We start from the raw sequence: 21238 nt of genomic DNA, 5'->3' as shown, positions 1-21238 counted from the left end.
AGAGTAATGGATTGGCAAAGGATCGACCGTAATCCTTGAGGAGGATCTTTCCCGTGCCGTGCTGGCCAACACGCTACGCGCAGGGGTTGTTCCCCGCTCCGGTGAGGGGGAAGCCCGTGTACGCCTCGGCGAGGTCGGTCTCGGCCGCGCGGGAGGAGGCGATCCGTTCCAGCCGGGCGAGCTGGAGGCGGGCGTCGAAGGCGGTGGCGTCCGGGGCGGAGTGGAGCAGGGTCGTCATGTCGTAGGAGAACCGCTCGGCCTGCCAGATGCGGCGCAGGCAGGTCGCGGAGTAGGCGTCGAGGAGGTCCGGGGAGCCGGTCTCCTGCGCATGGACGAGCGCCCGGGCGAAGGTCACGACGTCGCCGACGGCCAGGTTCAGCCCCTTGGCGCCCGTCGGCGGCACGATGTGGGCGGCGTCGCCGGCCAGGAAGAGCCGGCCGTGGCGCATCGGTTCGTGCACGAAGGACCGCATGGGCGTGACCGACTTCTGGGTGAGGGGGCCGCGTTCCAGTGTCCAGTCGTCGTCGGTCTCGAAGCGCCGCTCCAGTTCGGCCCAGACCGCGTCGTCGCTCCACTCCTCGGCCTTCGTCCCGGCGGGCACCTGGAGGTAGAGGCGCGAGACGGACGGGGACCGCATGGACAGGAGGGCGAAGCCGCGGTCGTGGCGGGCGTAGACCAGTTCGTCGTGGGAGGGGGCGACATCGGCGAGGATGCCGAGCCAGGCATAGGGGTACGACCGCTCGAACACCCGGGAGGCAGCGGCCGGGAAGGCATTTCTGGCCACGCCCCAGAAGCCGTCGCACCCGACGACGTAGTCGCACTCCAGCACGTCCTCGCGGCCCTGGTGCCGGAAGGGCACGCGCGGCCGGTCGCCCGTCGCGTCCTCGACGGCCAGGGCCTCCGCTTCGAACAGCAGGGGCCCGCCGTCGGCCAGCTGGAGGGCGATGAGGTCCTTGCAGACCTCGGTCTGGGCGTAGACCATGACGGACCGCCCGCCGGTGAGCGCGGGGAAGTCGACGCGGTGGCGGCGCCGGTCGAAGCGCAGCTCGATCCCGTCGTGCCGCAGCCCCTCGCGGTCCATCCGCTCCCCGGCTCCGGCCGCGCGCAGCACGTCCACCGTGCCCTGCTCCAGGATCCCGGCGCGCTGGCGGTGTTCGACGTAGGCGCGGTCGCGGCTCTCCAGGACGACCGAGTCGATGCCCGCGCGGTGCAGCAGCCGCGCCAGCAGCAGTCCGGCCGGTCCGGCTCCGATGATCCCGACGGTGGTACGCATCGGTCGTTCCCTTCCCTTGGAGCGCGCAGAGCACGCAGAGCACGCCGGGTGTTCGCACAGTGAAGTTTCCTTCACCATCTTGCGAGCGTGAGTTTCCGCCGCGCAGGCTCCGCTTGTCAACGGTCGCGCGGTCGTTCGAGGGGTGGGTGCGGAGGCGGAAGTGCCCGGAGCCGGACTTGAACCGGCACGCCCGCGAAGGGGCAGCGAGGTTTAAGCTCGCCGTGTCTGCATTCCACCATCCGGGCAGGCCATGGGCTCCGCTTTCGAGTTCCGAGCCTATCGGGACGCATCCCCCGAACAGCGGAACGACGGAGCGATGTTGTCTTATTTTATTGACTTCTGAGGGTGCATCAGCCCAGTAAACACGCCATACGCACTTGCCAATAGCCTGGCGTGGCGCGGGTGTGCGCGTACGCGGAATGACGGAATTTCACCTACCGAACGAGGGCGCTCCACCTGTTCTCGACATCGCCGGTCTCAGGGTCGCCCGTCCTCCCCAGGTATGACACGGAGCCGCCCCGTCCGACCGCAGTCGCCCCCCGGAACCGGAACAGCGGCTGACTCCACGGGCGCCGGCGGCCGGGACGATGGATCCGTCCCCACGAACAGACGTCGTCCCGACAGGAGCACCCTCCCGTGACCACCACACCCACCGCCGGCCGGACCACGGCCGTGGCCGCACGCGCCACCGAGCTGTCGAAGATCTACGGGCAGGGTGAGACCCGGGTCGTCGCCCTGGACCGGGTCTCCGTCGACTTCCGGCAGGCCGAGTTCACCGCGATCATGGGCCCGTCCGGTTCCGGCAAGTCCACGCTGATGCACTGTGTGGCCGGCCTGGACAGCTTCTCCTCGGGGTCCGTGCGGATCGGCGAGACCGAGCTGGGCTCCCTGAAGGACCGGCAGCTCACCAAGTTGCGGCGGGACAAGATCGGCTTCATCTTCCAGGCCTTCAACCTGCTGCCGACGCTGACCGCGCTGGAGAACATCACCCTCCCGATGGACATCGCCGGCCGCAAGGCCGACAAGGCGTGGCTGGACCAGGTCATCCAGATGGTCGGGCTGTCCGGGCGGCTCAGCCACCGGCCCTCCCAGCTGTCCGGCGGCCAGCAGCAGCGGGTCGCCGTGGCCCGCGCGCTCGCCTCCAAGCCCGAGATCATCTTCGGTGACGAGCCGACCGGGAACCTCGACTCGCGCTCCGGCGCCGAGGTGCTGGGCTTCCTGCGCAACTCCGTGCGCGAGCTGGGCCAGACCGTGGTCATGGTGACCCACGACCCGGTGGCGGCGGCGTACGCGGACCGCGTGGTCTTCCTCGCGGACGGGCGGATCGTGGACGAGATCTACGGCCCCACGGCCGACTCCGTGCTCGACCTCATGAAGCAGTTCGACGCGAAGGGCCGTACCAGCTGATGTTCCGCACCGCCCTGCGCAACGTACTCGCGCACAAGGCCCGGCTCCTGATGACCGTGCTCGCCGTCATGCTCGGCGTGGCGTTCGTGTCCGGGACCCTGGTCTTCACCAACACCATCTCCGACGCCTACCAGAAGAGCTCCGCCAAGGGCTTCGACCACGTCGACGTCGCCGTCCGGGCCAAGTACCAGGAGTCCAAGGGCAACCAGGTCGGCAAGGACGCCAAGCTGACCCGGACGCTGCTCGACAGGGCCGCGAAGGCCCCGGGCGCCGCCTCCGCGACCGGTGTCGTCACCGGCTTCACCGCGATCGCCGACAAGGACGGCAAGCTGCTCGGCGGCGGCTGGCAGTCCGCGGGCGGCAACTACGCGGGGCCGAAGGACGCCCGCTACCCGCTGGTCAGCGGCCACGCCCCGCGCGGCAAGGACGAGATCCTGATCGACTCCAAGACCGCCGACCGCGCCGGTTACAAGGTCGGCGACACGGTGCGCATCTCCGTGGACGGCCCGGTCCTCACCCCGCGCATCAGCGGCATCTTCACCACCGACGACGGCAACGTGGCCGCGGGCGGCAGCCTCGCCCTGTTCGACACGCCGACCGCCCAGGCGCTGTTCGGCAAGAAGGGCACGTACGACGAGATCGACGTCAAGGCAGCGGCGGGAACCAGTCAGGCCGCGCTCAAGGCCGGGCTGGACAAGGCTCTGCCGTCGCACCTGGTGGAGACCACCACCGGCAAGCAGCTCGCCGACGACCAGGCGCAGATGATCTCCTCCTCGATGAGCGGTCTGAAGCAGAGCCTGCTGGTCTTCGCCGGTATCGCCCTCTTCGTCGGTACGTTCATCATCGCCAACACCTTCACCATGCTGGTCGCCCAGCGCACCAAGGAACTGGCCCTCATGCGGGCGGTCGGCGCCTCCCGCCGGCAGGTCACCCGCTCGGTGCTGATCGAGGCGTTCGTGGTCGGCACGGTCGCCGGTGTGACCGGTCTGGTCGCCGGTATCGGCATCGGCGCGGGGCTGCGGAGCCTGCTGGGCTCCTTCGGCGCGAGCATGCCGGACGGCCCGCTGGTGATCACGCCGGGCACCGTGGTGGCCGCCCTCGCCGTCGGCATCGTCATCACCGTGCTGGCCGCCTGGCTGCCGGGCCGCCGGGCCGCGAAGATCCCGCCGGTGGCGGCGATGAGCAGCGTGCACGCCCAGGCGACCACCAAGTCGCTGGTGCTGCGCAACACGTTCGGCGCGCTGTTCTCGGCGGCCGGTGTCGCGGTGGTCCTCGCGGCCACGTCGATGGACGCCGACGCCGCCCAGGGCCCGATGGGGCTCGGCGCGGTCCTGCTCATCATCGGTGTGTTCATCCTGACCCCGCTGCTGTCCCGACCGCTGATCGCGGCCGCCGCCCCGGTGCTGCGCGTGTTCGGCGTCTCGGGCAAGCTGGCCCGCCAGAACTCGGTGCGCAACCCGCGCCGCACGGCGGCCACCGCCTCCGCGCTGATGATCGGCCTGACCCTGATCACCGGAATGACGGTGATGGCGGGCAGCCTGCAGGCGGCGATCGACAAGATGGCCAGCTCGGCGGTCCGCGCGGACTACGTCGTCTCGATGGCCAACCGCGGCCCGCTCTCCCCCGACGTGGCGGAGAAGCTCGCCTCCGTCGACGGCGTCACCGCCAGCAGCCCGCTGCGCAACGCGGAGTCCCGGATCAACGGTGAGACCGAGTTCCTGACCGGTGTCAACGGCCCGGTGATCGGCGAACTGACGGACCTGAAGGTGCAGGACGGCCGGTTCAAGGTCGGCGGCACGCAGGTCGTCGTGGACAAGGACCGGGCCAAGCAGTACGGCTGGCGGGCCGGTTCCCAGTTCACCGCCCACTACGAGGACGGCAAGGCGCAGAAGCTGACGGTCGCCGGGATCTACGAGGGCAACGACCTGCTCAACGGGATCATCGTCGACGACAAGGCCATCACCCCGCACCTGAAGGACCCGGCCGACATGCAGGTCATGGTCAAGACGGCGGACGGCGCCTCCAGCGCCACGAAGGACAAGCTGGAAAAGGCCCTCGGCTCCAACCCGGCGATCAAGGTCCAGGACAAGCAGGACATCTCCAACGACATCGCGAAGATGTTCACGATGATGCTGAACATGGTCTACGGCCTGCTCGGCATGGCGGTGATCGTCGCGGTCCTCGGCGTCATCAACACCCTGGCCATGTCGGTCTTCGAGCGCTCCCAGGAGATCGGGATGCTCCGCGCGATCGGCCTGGACCGCAAGGCGGTCAAGCGGATGGTCCGCCTGGAGTCCCTGGTGATCTCCCTGTTCGGCGGCGTGCTCGGCATTGGCCTGGGCGTGTTCTTCGGCTGGGCGGCCGGTGAGCTGCTGGGGACGAAGATGCCGACGTACGAACTGGTGCTGCCCTGGGGCCGGATGACGGTCTTCCTGCTGCTGGCGGCGGTGGTCGGCGTGCTGGCCGCGCTGTGGCCGGCCCGGCGCGCGGCCCGGCTGAACATGCTGGCGGCGATCAAGGCCGAGTAGCACCACGGCGACGACGGGCCCCGCTCTGCCTCCGCAGGGCGGGGCCCCTTGCCGTATCAGCCTTGCCGGCCGTATCAGTCTTGTCAGGCTTGTCAGCCGTGCCAGGTGCGCGTGCGCAGCGGCAGGCCGGAGGCGCCCGACTCCGGGGTGCGGACGGCCAGGACCTGGTTGACGCCGATGCGGTTGCGTTCGAAGGCGAGCGCGCAGGCGGCCATGTACAGGCGCCAGACGCGGGCGCGGCCGGGGCTGCTGAGGCGGACGGCGCGGTCCCAGTCCGCCTCCAGGTTGGCGACCCACCGGCGCAGGGTGCGGGCGTAGTGCTCGCGGATCGACTCCACGTCCCGGACCTCGAAGCCGGCCCGCTCCAGCTGGGTGACGGTGGTGCCGATCGGGGCGAGTTCGCCGTCCGGGAAGACGTAGGCGTCGATGAACCGATCGGTCTCGTACGCCGACTCGTCGCGCTGCGGGCGGCGGGCGATCTGGTGGTTGAGCAGCCGTCCGCCGGGCTTGAGCAGGGCGTACAGGGCGCTCGTGTACTCCAGGTAGCGTTCGGCGCCGACGTGTTCGGCCATGCCGATGGAGGAGATCGCGTCGTAGGGGCCGTCCACGACGTCCCGGTAGTCCTGGACCCTGATCTCCACCCGGTCGGCCAGGCCCTCGTCGGCGACGCGCTTGCGGGCGTAGGCCGCCTGCTCCCGGGAGAGGGTGATGCCGACGACATTCACGCCGTGCTCACGGGCCGCGTGGAGGGCCATCGAGCCCCAGCCGCAGCCGACGTCCAGCAGGCGCTTGTCGGGCGTCAGGCCGAGCTTCTGGCAGACCAGTTCGAGCTTGTCGCGCTGGGCCGACTCCAGAGTGCCGGCGTCCTCCCAGTAGGCGCACGAGTAGACCATCGACGCACCGAGGACGATCTCGTAGAAGTCGTTGCCGACGTCGTAGTGGTGGCTGATGGCCCGCTTGTCGCTGTGCCGGGTGTGCAGATGACGGCGCCTGCGGACCTCCTCGCGCGGCGGGGCGGGCGGGATCGGCGGTCCCGCGAGCCTCAACAGCTCGCGGGCGGCGGCCCGGACGTCCGGGTCGCGCAGGGCCTGGGAGAGGGTACGGGCGTCGTCCCCGCGCTCCCAGATCAGTCCGGCCACGGCGTCGAGCGCGGTGTACAGGTCGCCCTCGATCTCCAGGTCCCCGGCGACCCAGGCGCGGGCCAGGCCCAGCTCGCCCGGTTTGAACAGCAGTCGGCGCAGAGCGCGGCGGTTGCGGATGATGAGGACCGGGGTCCCCGGCGGACCGGACCGGGAACCGTCCCAGGCGCGGATCCGCACCGGGAACGGCACTCCCAGCAGTTTCTCGGCAACACTCGTCAGCCGCGACGCGGCGTCGGCCATGGCACACACCTCCAAGACGACGATCCCGGATGTCCGTTCACCACGTAAACACCGACGGCCGCCCGGCGCAGTCCCGCAAATGAGTGCCCTTTTTTACGCCGCAACGCCGAAAGACCTCCCGCACCACGGATGGCAGGAGGTCTTTCGGGTCATTCTGCCCGGAGGCCGGGTCAGGAGGCCTTGGCCTTCTCGGTCTTGCTCGCGGCAGCGACCGGCGCCGGCTTGGCGGCCTCGTAGAACTCCTCGCGCGGGTTCTCCATGGCACCGAGCGAGACGACCTCGCGCTTGAGGAACATGCCGAGGGTCCAGTCGGCGAAGACGCGGATCTTGCGGTTCCAGGTCGGCATCGCCAGACCGTGGTAGCCACGGTGCATGTACCAGGCGAGGCGGCCCTTGAGCTTGATCTTCATCTTGCCCATGACGATCATCGCGACGCCCTTGTGCAGGCCGAGACCGGCGACCGCACCCTTGTTGGCGTGGCTGTACTCCTTCTGCGGGAAGCCCCGCATGCCGGAGACCACGTTGTCGCCGAGCACCCTGGCCTGGCGCAGCGCGTGCTGGGCGTTCGGCGGGCACCAGGCGTTCTCGACGCCGGCCTTGCGGGCGGCGACGTCCGGCACCTGGGCGTTGTCGCCCGCGGCCCAGATGTAGTCCGTGCCCTGGACCTGGAGGGTGGGCGCGCAGTCGACGTGGCCGCGCGGACCCAGCGGCAGGCCGAAGCGGGCGAGGGCCGGGTTCGGCTTGACGCCGGCCGTCCAGACGATCGTGTTGGAGTCGACCTCGAGGCCGTTCTTCAGCACGACGTGGCCGCCGACGCAGGAGTCCATCGAGGTGGAGAGGTAGATCTCCACGCCGCGGCTCTCCAGGTGCTCCTTGCCGTACTGGCCGAGCTTCGGGCCGACCTCGGGAAGGATCTTGTCTGCGGCGTCGACGAGGATGAAGCGCATGTCCTCACGGGACACGTTCTTGTAGTACTTGGCCGCGTCCCGGGCCATGTCCTCGACCTCGCCGATGGTCTCCGCACCCGCGAAGCCACCGCCGATGAAGACGAAGGTGAGCGCCTTGCGGCGGATCTCCTCGTCGTTCGTCGAGTCGGCCTTGTCCAGCTGCTCGAGGACGTGGTTGCGCAGGCCGATGGACTCCTCGATGCCCTTCATGCCGATGCCCTGCTCGGCGAGGCCGGGGATCGGGAAGGTGCGGGAGACCGCGCCCATCGCGATGACCAGGTAGTCGAAGGGCAGCTCGTACGCCTCGCCCACCAGCGGGGCGATCGTGGCGACCTTGCGGTCCTGGTCGATGGTGGTGACCCGGCCGGTGAGGACCTCCGCCTTCGGCAGCACGCGTCGCAGCGGGACGACGACGTGCCGGGGGGAGATGTTGCCGGCGGCGGCTTCGGGGAGGAAGGGCTGGTAGGTCATGTACGACCGGGGGTCGACGACCGTGACGGTCGCCTCGCCGTAGCGCATCTTCTTGAGGATGCGCCGAGCTGCGTACAGGCCTACGTACCCACCGCCTACTACGAGGATCCTGGGACGCTCCGTGGTGCTCATGCCATCGAGTATCCACCCGCCTGTGGAGGGGTGCTCGTGCGCCCCTTCACAAGGTCCGACAGGCCCTGTGCTAAACTCCGCGGCCCGCGTGACGCAGGTCATGACGGCGGAGGGGAACCGTGAGGCGGTCTGACCCGTTGTCAAGGCCGCGTGAGCTGCCTCTCTGGGCAACCGGGGTGCGTGTGAGCACCTCGCAACACCCCCGGAGCGCCCCCTTCCGGGCCCTTCCCACGCCCACCATCTGAACATGTTCAAACGGCTCGACGGCCCCCGGCAGGGCCCACCGGCCCCGTTTCGGGGTTCCACGACGCGGAATTCCTTGTGAAGAACTTCACGAACTTTTCCGACCGGCCGTCACCGAGGGGCCCCTGAGGACCCCTCAGTCCCGCTCAGACGTTATCCGACCTGCTCAGCCGACGACTACCGGCCAGTAACAAAAGAGAGCTAAGCCACCGACCACGCGATGCCGTCGAGGATGTCGTGCTCGCTGACGACGACCTCCTCGGCCCCGGTCCGCTCCATGATCGCGAGCAGCACGAGGGCGCCCGCGCCGATGACGTCGACGCGGCCCGGGTGCATGGACGCGATCGCCGCCCGCTCGGCGTGCGTGGAACGCAGCAGCCGCTCGGTGATCTCGCGGACGCGCTCGCGCGAGATGCGGGAGTGGTGGATGCGCTCGGAGTCGTACTCGGGCAGGTCCTGGTCGATCGCGGACACGGTGGTCACCGAGCCGGCCAGGCCGACCAGGGTGTGTGCCTCGCGCAGCGGGACCGTCTCCTCGGCGAGGTCCAGGGCGGTCTCGATGTCGGCCCGCACGGCCGCGATCTGCTCCTCGGTGGGCGGGTCGCTCACCTTGCCGTCGTGCACCAGGTGCCGTTCGGTCATCCGCACACAGCCGATGTCCACGGACCGCGCGGCCCGTACGTGGTCCTCCCCGACGACGAACTCGGTGGAGCCGCCGCCGATGTCCACGACCAGGTAGGGCCTGGCGAGGTCGTCGCGGCCCTTGAGTTCCTTCGTCGCCCCCGTGAAGGAGAACTCGGCCTCCTGGCCGCCGGTGATGACCTCGGGTTCGACACCGAGGATGCCGACGACACCGCGCACGAACTCGTCCCGGTTCTCCGCGTCCCGGGAGGCGGAGGTGGCGACGAACCGCACCTTCGTTGCGCCCAGTTCGCGGATGACGTCCGCGTACTCACGGCAGGCCGCAAAGGTCCGCTCCAGCGCCTCGGGCGCCAGCCGGCCGGTGCGGTCCACGTCCTGGCCGAGCCGCACGATCGTCATGCGCCGGTCCAGCTCCAGCAGCTCGCCGGTGGCCGGGTTGACGTCGGCGACGAGCAGCCGGATGGAGTTCGTACCGCAGTCCACGGCCGCGACACGCGAGAACCCCTCGGCAACCAGCGGCTTGTGGGCGAAGAAACCGCTGCGGGTCTCGGCGAGGTCGAGGACCACGCCCTCCTCGCCCGGGTGCTCGTCCGCCGGGTCGGGCGCCACGAGCGGCTGCACGCAGGGCCCCTTGCGCCACCACTCGGGCAGCATGGCGATCGCCTCGTCGCCGAGGGGGTTCACGCCCGGTCCTGCGACCAGCGAGTGGCCCACGAGGACGTGCAGGCACTTCACCCGGTCCGGCATACCGCCCGCGCTCGGGAAGCCCTCCAGGACCTCGATCTCGTCCCGGCGCCGGATGTAGTCCTCGTGCGCGGCCCGGTAGGCGGCGGCCAGCTCGGGATCGTTCTGCAGCCGCTCGGTCATCTCCTTCATGACGCCGTTCGCCTCCAGCGTGCCGATCGCGGAGGCTGCGCGCGGGCACGTCAGGTAGTACGTCGTCGGGAAGGGCGTGCCGTCCGGCAGTCGCGGGGCGGTCTCCACGACGTCCGGCTGCCCGCACGGGCACCGGTGCGCGATCGCCCTCAGCCCGCGCGGCTCACGCCCGAGCTGCTGCTTGAAGGCCTCGACGTCCGCGTCGGTCGGCTCGGTACGCGGAGTGGGCGGCGGAGGCGTTTCCATGACTGTCTTCAGCTGTCTTTCTGTCGGTTCACTGGTCGGAGGCGTCGGACTTGTCGACCCCGTCCCAGACGTTCGCGTACCAGGGCCGGTGGGCGGCCCCGAGGCCGGCGCGGGACTGTTTGGCCGCGCCCGGGTCGATCACGATGTAGCCGGTCTCGCCGGGCATCACGTAGTGCAGCCGGCGCCGGATCTGCTGCTCTGCGTAGGCGTCGTCCTGCCAGCGCGCCTTGAGGTCGCGCAGCTGCTCGACGCGCTGGCGGGCCTGCCGCTGCTGCCGCTGGACGTCGGCGATCTCGGCGCGCTGGGAGACGTACTGCCGCATCGGATAGGCGAGGGCGACGATCAGCGAGCACAGCACCAGCGCGAGCAGCGCGGCGCGGCCGGTGAGCCGGGAGCGGCGGGCCTGCCGCTTGGTCTGGGATCGGTAGACCCGGGCCGCCGTCTGCTCGCCGAGCAGCCTGAGCCTGGTCGCGGTGGAGAACCGGTCCCGGTCCTTCACGGCCATGTCCGGCCTCCCCTTCACGTGCGTACGTCCCCGCACACGGTACGGGACCGGGTACGGGGACGTACGTACGACTGGCTAGGCGTTAGCCCTGTACGGCTCAGCCCTTGAAGCGCGGGAAGGCGCTGCGGCCGGCGTACACCGCGGCGTCGTCGAGGATCTCCTCGATGCGCAGCAGCTGGTTGTACTTGGCGACGCGCTCGGAGCGGGCCGGGGCGCCGGTCTTGATCTGGCCGCAGTTGGTGGCGACGGCCAGGTCGGCGATGGTGACGTCCTCGGTCTCGCCGGAGCGGTGGGACATCATGCACTTGAAGCCGCTGCGCTGGGCCAGCTCCACGGCGTCCAGGGTCTCGGTCAGCGAGCCGATCTGGTTCACCTTGACCAGCAGGGCGTTGGCGGTGCCCTCCTCGATGCCACGCGCCAGGCGCTCGGGGTTGGTGACGAACAGGTCGTCGCCGACCAGCTGGACCTTGTCGCCGAGCTTGTCGGTGATGACCTTCCAGCCGGCCCAGTCGTCCTCGAACAGCGGGTCCTCGATGGAGACGAGCGGGTAGGCCGCCACGAGCTCCTCGTAGTACTCGGTCATCTCGGCGGCCGAGCGGGACTTGCCCTCGAACTCGTACGTGCCGTCCTTGTAGAACTCGGACGCGGCGACGTCGAGCGCGAGCGCGATCTGCTCGCCGGGGACGTAGCCGGCCTGCTTGACGGCCTCGAGGATGAGGTCGAGGGCCTCGCGGTTGGAGCCGAGGTTCGGGGCGAAGCCGCCCTCGTCGCCGAGGCCGGTGGACAGGCCCTTGCTCTTCAGGACCTTCTTCAGCGTGTGGTAGACCTCGGTGCCCCAGCGCAGGGCCTCGGAGAAGGACTCCGCGCCGATCGGGGCGATCATGAACTCCTGGATGTCCACGTTGGAGTCGGCGTGCGAGCCGCCGTTCAGGATGTTCATCATCGGCACCGGCAGCAGGTGCGCGTTCGGGCCGCCCAGGTAGCGGAAGAGGGGGAGGTCGCTGGCCTCGGAGGCGGCGTGGGCGACGGCCAGGGAGACGCCGAGGATGGCGTTGGCGCCGAGGGAGCCCTTGTTGTCGGTGGCGTCCAGGTCGAACATGGCCTGGTCGATCAGGCGCTGCTCGGTGGCGTCGTAGCCGACCAGCTCCGGGCCGATCTGCTCGATGACGGCGAGGACGGCCTTCTCGACACCCTTGCCCTGGTAGCGGTTCGGGTCACCGTCGCGCAGCTCGATGGCCTCGAAGGCACCGGTCGAGGCGCCGGACGGGACGGCGGCACGACCCGTGCTGCCGTCGTCGAGGCCGACCTCGACCTCGACCGTGGGGTTGCCTCGGGAGTCCAGGATTTCCCGGGCTACGACGACGTCGATGGACGGCACGAGCATCTCCTTCTTGGATGTGACGCTGGAAGTGCGGGGCTGTGTGCCTTACGGCTGTGCCTTGCGACTAGAGCCTAACCGTCCCGGGGGCGTCGGCCACTGACCGACCGTCCCGTGGACATGCCGACGGTACCTTTTGTTCTCGCCCGAAACAAAGGGAATCCGCAATGAGGCCCGGCCGAAGAGCGGGGAAACGGAGCGGGAAGACAAACAACCCCGCCCCGGCGCGTACGGGGGAACACGCGCCGGGGCGGGGAGCCCGTGGGGACGGGGGGTGACCCTCACGAGGCCTTCAGTCTGGGGGCAGGCCTTGCGAGGGCGCTGTGGTTCCGGTGGGAGCCAGGTGTCACTTCAGGTGCAGCTGCTGGCCCGGGTAGATGAGGTTGGCGTCCTCGACGATGTCCTTGTTCAGCTCGAACAGCTTCTGCCAGCCGCCCTTGACACCGTGCTTCTCGGCGATGGAGCTGAGGGTGTCACCCTTGACGACCTTGTACTCGCCGTCGCCCTTCTTGACCTTCTTGCCGGTCGGGGTGGTGACGGTCTTGCTCGCGGCCGGGCGCTCGGCGGAGCGGGAGGCGGCCTGCTCGTCGGTGGAGCGGGTGGTGGTGCTCGGCGAGGTGGACTTCGACGAGGTGGTCTTCGTCGAGGTGGTGGGGGCGGAGCCGTTGTAGGCGGCGCCGGACAGGCCCGTGCCGCACACCGGCCAGGCACCCTTGCCCTGGGCGGCGAGGACCTTCTCGGCGACGGCGATCTGCTGCGCCTTGGTGGCCTGGTTGGCCTGTGCGGCGTAGGCGGTGCCGCCGTACGCGGCCCAGGTGGAGGCGGAGAACTGCAGGCCGCCGTAGTAGCCGTTGCCGGTGTTGATGGACCAGTTGCCGCCGGACTCGCACTGGGCGACCGTGTCCCACTCGGAGGCGGTGGCGGCGGAGGCGTTGCCGGCCGCCATCAGCGGGGCGGCGACGGCGGCGCCGGTGACACCGGCCAGCGCGATGACGCGGGTGGCCTTGGACGGACGACGGTGCTTGCCCTTGCCGGAAAACAGCATGGATCGATCCCCTCACCGACGCCTGCGAGGTGAGCTGTCGGGTTCGGGCCGGTTGAGTTGCCCGGCCGCACCTCCTGGAGAGGTACGGCTTCACCCCTAGCCGGATCCAGCCTCAACTGCTGGGCCCGGCACTTACCTTGGGTCCCCCGCTCCTGCCTGCGGCGCATGACGCGACGACTGTTCCCGGGCAACCGCTGGCAGGATTCGGCGTTGCGGAAGCCGGGGCTCGTGGTGACGAGCGGCCTTGACCGTAGACACGCGCTCGGCGGAATTTCAAAGACGATCAGGGCTTCTGAGACTCATCCCACACTTTCACCAAACCGGACATTCGGCGTGAAGTGGGGCGTCAACTCCCGCTACTTTCCACCGTTTTCGGCACCGACATCCAGGGTCTGACCGGGGGCGATGTCGTTCGGGTCGGCGCCGATGGCCTTCTTGTTCTCGGCGTAGAGCGCGCGCCATCCGCCGTCGACGTCAAGGGAGTCGGCGATGGAGCAGAGGGTGTCGCCCTCGCGGACGGTGTAGGTGCTCGCGTCACGGGAGGCGTGACGACCGGACGAAGTGGCGCTCTGACCGTTTGTCACGCTTTCGTCCGCACTCTCGCCACGGTGACGTCCACCACTGCTGAGGGCGCCGGTGTCGACCAGGCTCCATGAGCCGCCGGTCTGCCCGGAATTATCCGAGTCTTCCGTGGCCGGGTCCGTGGTGGCGGGCCCGCTCTCCTGCGTACCCCCGGAGCCGGGCGAGGAGGATTTGTCGGACTTGGGGGCATCAGCGCCCTTGTCCTTGCTCTTGCTCTTGCTCTTGTCGGAGCCGGTGGAGCCGGCATCCTTGCTCGCGCTCGGGGACGGCTTGGTGGTCGCATTCGAGGAGGAGTCGGACGACGAGGATGAATCCGGCAGACCAGACGAGTCGGAAGTACCGGCGGAGCCGGACGAGTCCGTGGACCCGGAGGAGTCACCGGAGTCCACCGAGCCGGAGCCGGAGCCCGAGTCGGACGAGCCGGAGCCGCCGACGCCCGTGTCGACGTCCACGGAGCCCGAGTTCGAGGTCAGGCCGGAGAGCAGGGCGCAGGTGGCCCAGGGGGTGGTGCCCTGGTCGGCGAGGATCTTCTCGGCGACGGCGATCTGCTGCGAACGGCTGGCCTGGTCGGCGCTGGAGGCGTACGTGGCGCCGCCGTACTTGTCCCAGTCGTCCTGGGATATCTGGAGGCCGCCGTAGTACCCGTTGCCGGTACTCGCGCTCCAGGAGCCTCCGCTCTCGCACTCGGCGACCTTGTCCCACGTGGTGCCGTCCGCCGCGCTGGCGCTCGCGGCACCGAGGAGCGGGATGGCAATGGCGGAGCCGGTCACTCCGGCCGCGACGAGGAGGGCCGGGGCCTGACGGGGGCGACGGTGACGACCGTTCCCGGTGAGCATGCGGATGCCTTTCGTGCGACAGCGGAACCGGCGTGGCGAGTGAAGCTGGGGGGCCACGCTGATGGGTGAACGTATCGGGAGACGATCACTTGTCACAAGTTAATGCCGCGCAGATCACGTGAAGATCACGATGGTGTACGCGTGTCGTCTTTCGTCTGAGGATCCGTCACCATTCCCGGATTCCCGGCTGGTCCCGCTTTGTCACCCGTCGGGAACGGCGATGTCTCACGACGGGCCAGGAGGGCGGGCGGAAGCATGGACCCGACATGACCTGGGGGGCTTCCAGCCAGGAGGACGCGATGTTGCGGCACACCCGACTGCCCGGCGAGTCCGCGGACTATCTCGCCGCCCGCGAAGAGCTCCGCCACGCCGAGATCGACCTCATGCGCCACCGCGAGAAGGTCGCGGCCCGGCGCAGGTCGCTTCCGCAAGGGCCCGAAGTGGCCGACTGCGTCTTCCTCGAAGGCCCCGCCGACCTCGACGCGGGCGACAGCCCCGTCCGCGAGGTCACCCTGAGCGAGCTGTTCACCGGCCCGGACCGGCCGCTGATCGTCTACCACTTCATGTACGGCAAACAGCAGACCGCCCCGTGCCCGATGTGCACCCTGTGGATCGACGGCTTCAACGGTGTCGCCCGTCACCTCGCCCAGAACGCCGACCTCGTCATCGCCGCGGCCGCCGACCCGCCCACTCTGCGCGGGCACGCCCGCAACCGTGGCTGGTCCCGGCTGCGCCTGCTGAGCTGCGGGGACAGCACGTTCAAGTACGACCTGGGCAGCGAGGACGAGGACGGCGCGCAGGACTCCACCGTCTCCGTCTTCACCCGGGACGCGGACGGCACGGTCCGCCACTCCTACTCCGCCCACCCGCGCCTGGCCGAGGACATCGACCAGCGCGGCATCGACCTCCTCAACCCCGTCTGGCACCTGCTCGACCTGACGCCGGGCGGCCGTGGCGACTGGTTCGCGGGACTGGACTACTGACCGCCCGTGCTCGGGTGAACCGGCGTGAACTCCACGGGCAGGGTGCGCAGGCCGCGCATGATGAGCCCGCCGCGCCAGCGCAGCTCGGCCGGATCGGCCGCGAGCCGCAGGTCGGGCAGGCGGGTGAGCAGGGTGGCGAGGGCGGTCTGGCCTTCCAGCCGGGCGAGGGGGGCGCCGAGGCAGTAGTGGATGCCGTGGCCGTAGCCGAGGTGCTGGTTGTCCCGGCGGGACAGGTCCAGCACATCCGGATCGGCGAACCGCTGCGGGTCGCGGTCGGCGGCGGCGAGTACGACGAGCACCGGGTCCCCGGCGGCGATGTCCTGCCCGCCGATGGTGAGCGGCCGGGTGGCGAACCGCCAGGTCGCCAGCTCCACGGGACCGTCGTACCGCAGGAGTTCCTCGACACCGGTCTCCAGGAGGTCCTTGTCCCCGTCGGCCAGGGACGTCTCCAGCCGGCGCCGCTGCTCGGGGTGGGTGAGCAGGGCGTAGGTGCCGTTGCCGATGAGGTTGACGGTCGTCTCGAAGCCGGCGAAGAGGAGGATGAAGGCCATGGCGGCGGCCTCGTTCTCGGTGAGGTGCTCGCCGTGGTCGGAGGCGCGGATGAGGCCCGAGATCAGGTCCTCGCCGGGGGTGGGCTCCGCGGGCAGCGCCTCGCGCTTGCGGTGGATCAGCTCGGCGAGGTAACCGCGCATCTTCTTGACGGACCGCGCGACCCCGCCCCTCGGTCCTCCCCCGTGCCGGATCATCATGCCCGCCCAGTCCCGGAAGTCGTCCTGGTCCTCGCGCGGGACGCCGAGCAGGTCGCAGATGGCGTAGATGGGCAGCGGGAAGGCGAACTCGTGGATGAGGTCGGCCGAGCCCGTCCTCGCGAACTGGTCGATGAGGTGGTCGGTCAGCTCCTGCACCCGGGGCGCGAACTCGGCGACACGGCGGGGCGTGAACGCCTTGCTGACCAGCCGGCGCAGACGGGTGTGGTCCGGCGGGTCGATGTTGAGCAGATGCGTCATCAGCTCGGCCTTGCGCTCACCGGGGATACCTGTTTTCCCCTTGGCGTGCGCGGGCTCGTCATGATGCGCCGGGTTCTTGCTCAGCCGCTGGTCGGCAAGGGCCTGCTTGGCATCGGCGTACCGCGTGACCAGCCATGCCTCGACCCCACTGGGGAGTTCCGTCCGGTGCACGGGCGCGTGCTCGCGGAGCCAGGCGTAGGCAGGGTAGGGGTTGGCGGCGAACTCCCAGGTGAAGAGGTCGGGGGCGGGAGTGGGGGCCGTCGGGAGGTGGGGCTGGTTGGTCACTCCTTGACGGTATCCGGCTTCCCGGGAGTCCCGCCGAGGGGCCTGCGAGTGGCGGGGCCCCACGTCGGCGGCTCTGCTGTACCAGTTCTTCTGCTCCTGTACTTCTACTCCTGCTGCTCCAGGGCGATTTCGCCCTCCTTCTGCCTGATCGCATCCCGGTACACCCGGCCCGCCGCCCGCAGCGCGGTCTCCGGGTCCACTCCCTGTGCCTCGGCCCGCACCGCGAGCGCCAGCAGTTCGTAGCCGATGCCCTCGCCCTGGGGCAGGGGCACGTCCAGGTCCGCCGTGCGGGCGCGGGAGGCGAGCTTGGCGGCGAGGGCGAGGCCGGGCTGGCCCAGGGGGACGCCCTCGGTGACCGAGGTGCGCCGCTTCTCCTCGGCCTTGGTGCGCCGCCAGTGCTTCTTGACGTCCTCCGGTGTCTCGGCCTTCTCGTCGCCGAAGACGTGCGGGTGGCGGTGGATCAGCTTGGTGACGATGCCGCCGGCCACGTCGTCGATGGAGAACGGCGCATCCGGGTCCTCCTCGGCGATGCGGGAGTGGAAGACGACCTGGAGCAGGACGTCGCCCAGCTCCTCCCGCAGCTCCTCGCGGTCGCCGGCCTCGATCGCCTCGACCAGTTCGTACGCCTCCTCGATGCCGTACTTCGCCAGCCCCTGGTGGGTCTGGCGGGACGACCAGGGGCATTCGGCGCGGATGCGGTCCATGACCTGGACGAGGTCGAGGAGGCGGGCGCCGGGCAGGTCGTAGGAGGCGGGGAGCAGCTCCAGCTCGGGCATGCGGACGCGGCCGGTCCCGGCCAGGCGGGCCAGGCCGTCGGTGAGGGCAGGCTCTCCCTCGCCCGTGGCCACGACCACCACCGTCCGCCCGCCGGCGCAGGCGTCGACCAGCTCCTGAGCGGTGGGGGACGCTTCGGCCACGCCTATCCCGGCCTCACGCAGATACGGCAGCTGCGGATGCGCGCCGTCCGCGCACAGCACGGCGTCGGCGGTGCGCAGCGCCTGCCAGGCGGGCCAGGACAGCAGGCCGGGCGCGACCCGGTGGCTGGTGGTGAGCAGGACGATGCGGCCGGGGGCGGCTTCGGGACTGGTTTCGTTCACGCTCCGAACGTAACCCACGGCGCGCAGGCGGCGGCTCGGTTATCCACAGCACCGAGCGGGTCATGTGATCGTATGACCGGCCTGCCTACGCCGGCTGCTGAATCCCCGTCCCCGTCTCCGCCGTGACCTCCCGCACCCATGGCGTCTTCGCGTCCACACGGCTGCTCTTCTGCACGTCCCAGGAGCCGTAGCGCGGGTTGAGGTCGACGTGGAGTTCCGCGGAGGCCTGGGACAGGGCCTTCCAGAAGGCGGGCTGGGTGGTGTCGGTGCCGAGCTTCGCGGCGAGCTTCTGCGCCTCCAGCTGAAGGCGGAGATTGTCGTCCAGGCGTCCGGGCGCGATGCCGTACTTCTGCAGCCAGGCCGTCTGAAGCCCCTTGGCACCGCCGGTCTGCTGCTCCAGGCCCGTGCGCATCTGGAGGACCTCCTTGCGGGTGACCGAGATGCCCTCGTCCTGCGCGGCGCGGTGCAGCACCCGGTCGAGGACCATGTTGTGCAGGGTGTCGCGGGTGAGGCCGGGGGTGGAGGAGAGGACCTGCTGGTACTGGGTCTCGTCGGACACCGCGGCCCGCTGTGCCTTGCGTACCTCGTTGACCCTGGTCTCCAGCTGGGAGACGGTGATCCGCTGCCCTCCGACGACGGCCGCCGCGCCCGCGTGCGCAGCGCTTTGGCAGGCGGTGAGGAAGGGGGCCGCGGCGGCGATCGCGGCGGAGAGGACGAGCGCGGTGCGACGGCGGCGGTGCAAGGAAACCTCCAGGGGGGAGATTGTGCGACGGTGCACAAAGTCTTGCGGTGATCGATGGTAGGCAGTGGGCAGGCTGGGGCCAACCCATTCGACCAACGATTCGCATGCCCTTCGGGCACCGCCGCGTCCCTGCGGATGGGGCCGCCGGGTCAGCCGGTGATCGCCACCGGCGCGTCCCACGCGTCACGGTCGACGGTGAGCGTGACGCCGCCGTGCGACTCCTTGCTGTTGACCAGGTACTGGTGGGCCCGGCTGTGGTTCGTGAACTGGGTGGAGCCCCACGGCCAGTCCGCGGTCGTGGTGTTCTGCTTGTCCCACAGCGCGTACCAGAGGTTGCCGGGCAGGTCCGTCTTGTCGGACGCGGTGGCGATCGCCTTGGCGCTGGAGCTGGTGAAGCCGTAGTAGCCGGTGCGGTACGTCTTGGCGTGCAGGCCCTTGTCGAAGGCGCGGACGTACGTCAGCACGGCGTCGTTGCACGCCGTGTTCGTGGTGTCGTACGCCTCCATGTCGAGGTAGACCGGGCTGCCCGCCTTCATGCCGAGCGCGGAGGCCTTGGCGACGGCGTCGGAGGCGTCGGCGGCGCCGAGGGAGGCGGCGGTGGAGGCGGTCAGCTTCTCCGGGTTGGAGCCGGACTGGCAGGGCGGCTGGGCGCCGACGTAGAGCGGGATGAGCTTCCAGCCCAGGGCCGTGACGTCCGTGACCCACTTGGAGGTGAGGTTGGGCTGGTTGCAGCCGCGGTTCCTGCCCCCCACGTAGACGGCGGCCGCGCCGTAGAAGCCGGTGTGCCAGGCCTTCATCGCGGCCTCGGAGGGCGCGGTGCAGGTGTCGAAGGCGCGGCCGGTGAAGGTCTTCTGCGCGGGCCAGGTGGTGGCGGCCATGGAGGTCTGCGCGGCGATGCCGGCCCCGGCGACGACGGCCGTCCCGGCCACCGCCCAGGTGACGTACCTGCGCTTCTTCGACTGCCGATGGCCCGCCATGAAACCCCACCCCTGCTCGTACATGCCTGCGAAAAGCGAAGCGCAACCTATCCGGCGCCGCCCCTGCCTTCGGGAAACGCAATCCCCTGAAGATCACAAGAATCTCCCAGGGGACGGCAAAAACTAGCCGCGCACCTGTCCCAGCCACTGCAGGGTGCGACGGATCTCCCCGGCCAGCGGGTGACCGGGGCCCTGGAAGCGCTCCACGTCCATCAGCAGCCGCGCGAGCGTGTCGTGGGCGGCCGGGCGGTCGCCGAGGGCGAGCAGCAGGTGGCCGATGCGGCGGCGCACGTCGTGGGCGAGCTGCGGGTCGCCCGAGACGTACTGGTTCTCGTAGTACGGCAGCAGCGCGCGGTACTCGGCGAGCGCCGCCGCCGGTTCGCCGAGCTGCTCCAGGCACTGGGCGGCCTCGTAGCGGAAGCGCAGGGACTGCGGGTCGGCCTGGCCGGCCTCGGCGGCGCGTTCGTCGCCGAGGCGGCGCAGTTCGGGCAGTGCGCGCCGGTACTGGCCGTCGTCCATGAGGGTGGCCGCGTACTGCTTGCGCAGGGTGCGCACGACCGGGGAGTGCTCGCCGTGCTGTTCGGCCGCGGCGGGCAGGATCGCGCCGAGTATGTCCACGGCCTGGGTGATGCGGCCCTCGCCGAGGAGCCGCTTGACCTCGTCGACGGCGGCGGCGACATCGGGCTTCTCGGTCACCGCCGGCGCGGGTGCGACGGGGGCGGGCTGGGGCGCGGGCGTCCGCGCGCGGTCCGGCCAGGGGGCGTGCGGGCGCAGGAAGGGGCGCGTGGGGTCCAAAGGGGCCCCGGTGGGTATCCCGCGCGCGGGCAGGAGCAGCGCCAGGTCCTCGTACACCTCCTGCGCGGAGGCCGGCCGGTGCTGGGGGTCCTTGGCGAGCAGGCGCAGCACCAGCGCTTCGAGCTCCTCGGGCACCTCGGGGCGGATGCGGCGCACGGGCAGCGGGGGCTCGTACAGGTGCCGGTGCAGCACACCGAGCGCCGTCGAACCGGCGAACGGCACGTCCCCGCTGAGCAGTTCGTGCATCAGCACGCCGAGCGCGTACAGGTCGGTGTACGGGCCGACCGCGCCGCCCATCGCCTGCTCGGGCGCCATGTAGGCGGGCGAGCCGATCGGTGAGCCGGTGTGGGTGAGGCGGGTGGTGTCGGTGTCCATGACCGAGGCCACGCCCAGGTCGAGGACGGTGACCGTGCCGTCCTGCTTCACCATCACGTTGCGCGGCTTGAGGTCGCGGTGCACGATCGGCACGGCGTGCACGGCGCTCAGCACGGCGCACAGTTGGGCTGCCACCGCGACCGCCCACTGCCACGGGTAGGGGTCGTGCTCGGCGAGGTGGTCGGAGAGGTCGGCGCCGTCGACGTACTGCATGACGAGGAACAGCTCCTCGCCCTCGCTGCCCGCGTCGTGCACGGTGACCAGGCCCGGGTGGTCGACCTGCGCCGTCACCCGGCACTCGCGCACGAACCGGCGGCGCAGCTCGTCCGCCTCCTGGCCCGCCACCTTGTCGGGGCGCAGCAGCTTCACCGCCACGCGCCGGTCGAGCCGCTGGTCGTACGCCGTCCAGACCTGGCCCATGCCGCCCTGCCCGATGAGCGTGGACAGTTCGTAGCGGCCGGCGACGACCCGTCCCGTCGCCACG

The 21238-nt window shown here is 70.4% G+C and carries 16 protein-coding genes, 1 tRNA gene, 1 pseudogene and 1 riboswitch; of the genes and pseudogenes, 3 read left to right on the top strand and 15 right to left on the bottom strand.

All coding sequences use genetic code 11. The annotated features are described in order from the left end of the window. Window positions 1–73 precede the first annotated feature (73 nt). Together AQI88_RS22140 and AQI88_RS22135 are read right to left on the bottom strand one after the other, a co-directional pair. On the bottom strand, window positions 74–1273 hold the full coding sequence (locus tag AQI88_RS22140; RefSeq protein WP_067002168.1) for a 4-hydroxybenzoate 3-monooxygenase: 1200 nt from the start codon (window positions 1271–1273) through the stop codon (window positions 74–76). A 161-nt stretch (window positions 1274–1434) separates the two neighbouring features. After that, window positions 1435–1518: transfer RNA gene (locus AQI88_RS22135), tRNA-Leu, on the bottom strand. Window positions 1519–1909: 391 nt separating this feature from the next. On the opposite strand from AQI88_RS22135, the gene AQI88_RS22130 reads away from it, so the two are divergent. Both AQI88_RS22130 and AQI88_RS22125 read left to right on the top strand, forming a co-directional pair. Then, entirely contained in the window at window positions 1910–2680 is a 771-nt protein-coding gene (locus tag AQI88_RS22130; protein ID WP_067002166.1) for an ABC transporter ATP-binding protein, read from the top strand. Further along, a complete protein-coding gene (locus AQI88_RS22125; RefSeq protein WP_067002164.1) occupies window positions 2680–5208 on the top strand; it encodes an ABC transporter permease in 2529 nt (842 codons plus the stop codon). Before AQI88_RS22130 ends, AQI88_RS22125 begins: the two co-directional genes overlap by 1 nt. A gap of 92 nt (window positions 5209–5300) precedes the next feature. On the opposite strand, the gene AQI88_RS22120 is transcribed toward AQI88_RS22125, so the two are convergent. The 8 genes and pseudogenes from AQI88_RS22120 to AQI88_RS22090 all read right to left on the bottom strand — a co-directional run bounded on the left by AQI88_RS22120 (window position 5301) and on the right by AQI88_RS22090 (window position 14493). Then, window positions 5301–6590 carry a class I SAM-dependent methyltransferase gene (locus tag AQI88_RS22120; protein ID WP_067002162.1) on the bottom strand — a complete coding sequence of 430 codons (1290 nt, stop codon included), beginning with the start codon at window positions 6588–6590 and terminating at the stop codon, window positions 5301–5303. A gap of 170 nt (window positions 6591–6760) precedes the next feature. Then, window positions 6761–8140 carry an NAD(P)/FAD-dependent oxidoreductase gene (locus AQI88_RS22115; protein ID WP_067002160.1) on the bottom strand — a complete coding sequence of 460 codons (1380 nt, stop codon included), beginning with the start codon at window positions 8138–8140 and terminating at the stop codon, window positions 6761–6763. Between the two features lie 444 nt (window positions 8141–8584). Then, the gene (locus tag AQI88_RS48855; protein WP_067002326.1) at window positions 8585–9541 is read right to left on the bottom strand and encodes a Ppx/GppA phosphatase family protein; all 957 of its coding nucleotides are present in this window, start codon (window positions 9539–9541) and stop codon (window positions 8585–8587) included. A gap of 204 nt (window positions 9542–9745) precedes the next feature. Continuing rightward, window positions 9746–10147 (bottom strand): annotated as a pseudogene (locus AQI88_RS48850) (DUF501 domain-containing protein); the annotation flags it as partial. Window positions 10148–10175: 28 nt separating this feature from the next. Continuing rightward, window positions 10176–10652, bottom strand: a complete 477-nt coding sequence (locus AQI88_RS22105; RefSeq protein ID WP_067002158.1) for an FtsB family cell division protein — start codon at window positions 10650–10652, stop codon at window positions 10176–10178. A gap of 97 nt (window positions 10653–10749) precedes the next feature. After that, on the bottom strand, window positions 10750–12036 hold the full coding sequence (eno, locus tag AQI88_RS22100; protein ID WP_067002155.1) for a phosphopyruvate hydratase: 1287 nt from the start codon (window positions 12034–12036) through the stop codon (window positions 10750–10752). A 340-nt stretch (window positions 12037–12376) separates the two neighbouring features. Then, window positions 12377–13075 carry a LysM peptidoglycan-binding domain-containing protein gene (locus tag AQI88_RS22095; protein ID WP_067002151.1) on the bottom strand — a complete coding sequence of 233 codons (699 nt, stop codon included), beginning with the start codon at window positions 13073–13075 and terminating at the stop codon, window positions 12377–12379. A gap of 4 nt (window positions 13076–13079) precedes the next feature. Further along, a riboswitch (cyclic di-AMP (ydaO/yuaA leader) is annotated at window positions 13080–13249 on the bottom strand. A gap of 182 nt (window positions 13250–13431) precedes the next feature. Then, window positions 13432–14493: a LysM peptidoglycan-binding domain-containing protein gene (locus tag AQI88_RS22090; protein WP_067002148.1), complete on the bottom strand. Its 1062-nt coding sequence runs from the start codon at window positions 14491–14493 to the stop codon at window positions 13432–13434. A gap of 266 nt (window positions 14494–14759) precedes the next feature. Here AQI88_RS22090 and AQI88_RS22085 point away from each other — a divergent pair, with 266 nt between their 5' ends. Beyond that, window positions 14760–15476 carry a DUF899 family protein gene (locus AQI88_RS22085; RefSeq protein WP_244184252.1) on the top strand — a complete coding sequence of 239 codons (717 nt, stop codon included), beginning with the start codon at window positions 14760–14762 and terminating at the stop codon, window positions 15474–15476. On the opposite strand, the gene AQI88_RS22080 is transcribed toward AQI88_RS22085, so the two are convergent. The 5 genes from AQI88_RS22080 to AQI88_RS22060 all read right to left on the bottom strand — a co-directional run bounded on the left by AQI88_RS22080 (window position 15470) and on the right by AQI88_RS22060 (window position 21201). Further along, window positions 15470–16768 (bottom strand): cytochrome P450 family protein, encoded by a 1299-nt coding sequence (locus tag AQI88_RS22080; RefSeq protein ID WP_067002145.1) that lies wholly within the window; start codon window positions 16766–16768, stop codon window positions 15470–15472. The two genes, AQI88_RS22085 and AQI88_RS22080, sit on opposite strands and share 7 nt — an antisense overlap. A 104-nt stretch (window positions 16769–16872) precedes the next feature. Beyond that, a complete protein-coding gene (locus AQI88_RS22075) occupies window positions 16873–17865 on the bottom strand; it encodes a nucleoside triphosphate pyrophosphohydrolase (protein ID WP_067002142.1) in 993 nt (330 codons plus the stop codon). An 85-nt stretch (window positions 17866–17950) separates the two neighbouring features. Beyond that, the gene (locus tag AQI88_RS22070) at window positions 17951–18607 is read right to left on the bottom strand and encodes a SurA N-terminal domain-containing protein (protein WP_067002139.1); all 657 of its coding nucleotides are present in this window, start codon (window positions 18605–18607) and stop codon (window positions 17951–17953) included. Window positions 18608–18756: 149 nt separating this feature from the next. After that, entirely contained in the window at window positions 18757–19584 is an 828-nt protein-coding gene (locus tag AQI88_RS22065) for a glycoside hydrolase domain-containing protein (protein ID WP_067002322.1), read from the bottom strand. A 123-nt stretch (window positions 19585–19707) separates the two neighbouring features. Further along, complete coding sequence (locus AQI88_RS22060) at window positions 19708–21201, bottom strand: serine/threonine-protein kinase (protein ID WP_279616561.1); 1494 nt, start codon at window positions 21199–21201, stop codon at window positions 19708–19710. Window positions 21202–21238 lie beyond the last annotated feature (37 nt).

This window comes from Streptomyces cellostaticus (assembly GCF_001513965.1).
Lineage (GTDB): Bacteria > Actinomycetota > Actinomycetes > Streptomycetales > Streptomycetaceae > Streptomyces > Streptomyces cellostaticus.
Note: the sequence above shows the minus strand (reverse complement) of the source record. Positions and strands in the feature narration are given on the sequence as shown.

Excerpts from the sequence above, each read along its gene's own strand:
- AQI88_RS22115 (WP_067002160.1), bottom strand. The coding sequence starts at position 8,140 with ATGAGCACCACGGAGCGTCCCAGGATCCTCGTAGTAGGCGGTGGGTAC.
- AQI88_RS22125 (WP_067002164.1), top strand. The coding sequence starts at position 2,680 with ATGTTCCGCACCGCCCTGCGCAACGTACTCGCGCACAAGGCCCGGCTC.
- AQI88_RS22120 (WP_067002162.1), bottom strand. The coding sequence starts at position 6,590 with ATGGCCGACGCCGCGTCGCGGCTGACGAGTGTTGCCGAGAAACTGCTG.
- AQI88_RS22095 (WP_067002151.1), bottom strand. The coding sequence starts at position 13,075 with ATGCTGTTTTCCGGCAAGGGCAAGCACCGTCGTCCGTCCAAGGCCACC.
- AQI88_RS22085 (WP_244184252.1), top strand. The coding sequence starts at position 14,760 with ATGACCTGGGGGGCTTCCAGCCAGGAGGACGCGATGTTGCGGCACACC.
- AQI88_RS22065 (WP_067002322.1), bottom strand. The coding sequence starts at position 19,584 with ATGGCGGGCCATCGGCAGTCGAAGAAGCGCAGGTACGTCACCTGGGCG.
- AQI88_RS22105 (WP_067002158.1), bottom strand. The coding sequence starts at position 10,652 with ATGGCCGTGAAGGACCGGGACCGGTTCTCCACCGCGACCAGGCTCAGG.
- AQI88_RS22090 (WP_067002148.1), bottom strand. The coding sequence starts at position 14,493 with ATGCTCACCGGGAACGGTCGTCACCGTCGCCCCCGTCAGGCCCCGGCC.
- AQI88_RS22140 (WP_067002168.1), bottom strand. The coding sequence starts at position 1,273 with ATGCGTACCACCGTCGGGATCATCGGAGCCGGACCGGCCGGACTGCTG.
- eno (WP_067002155.1), bottom strand. The coding sequence starts at position 12,036 with ATGCTCGTGCCGTCCATCGACGTCGTCGTAGCCCGGGAAATCCTGGAC.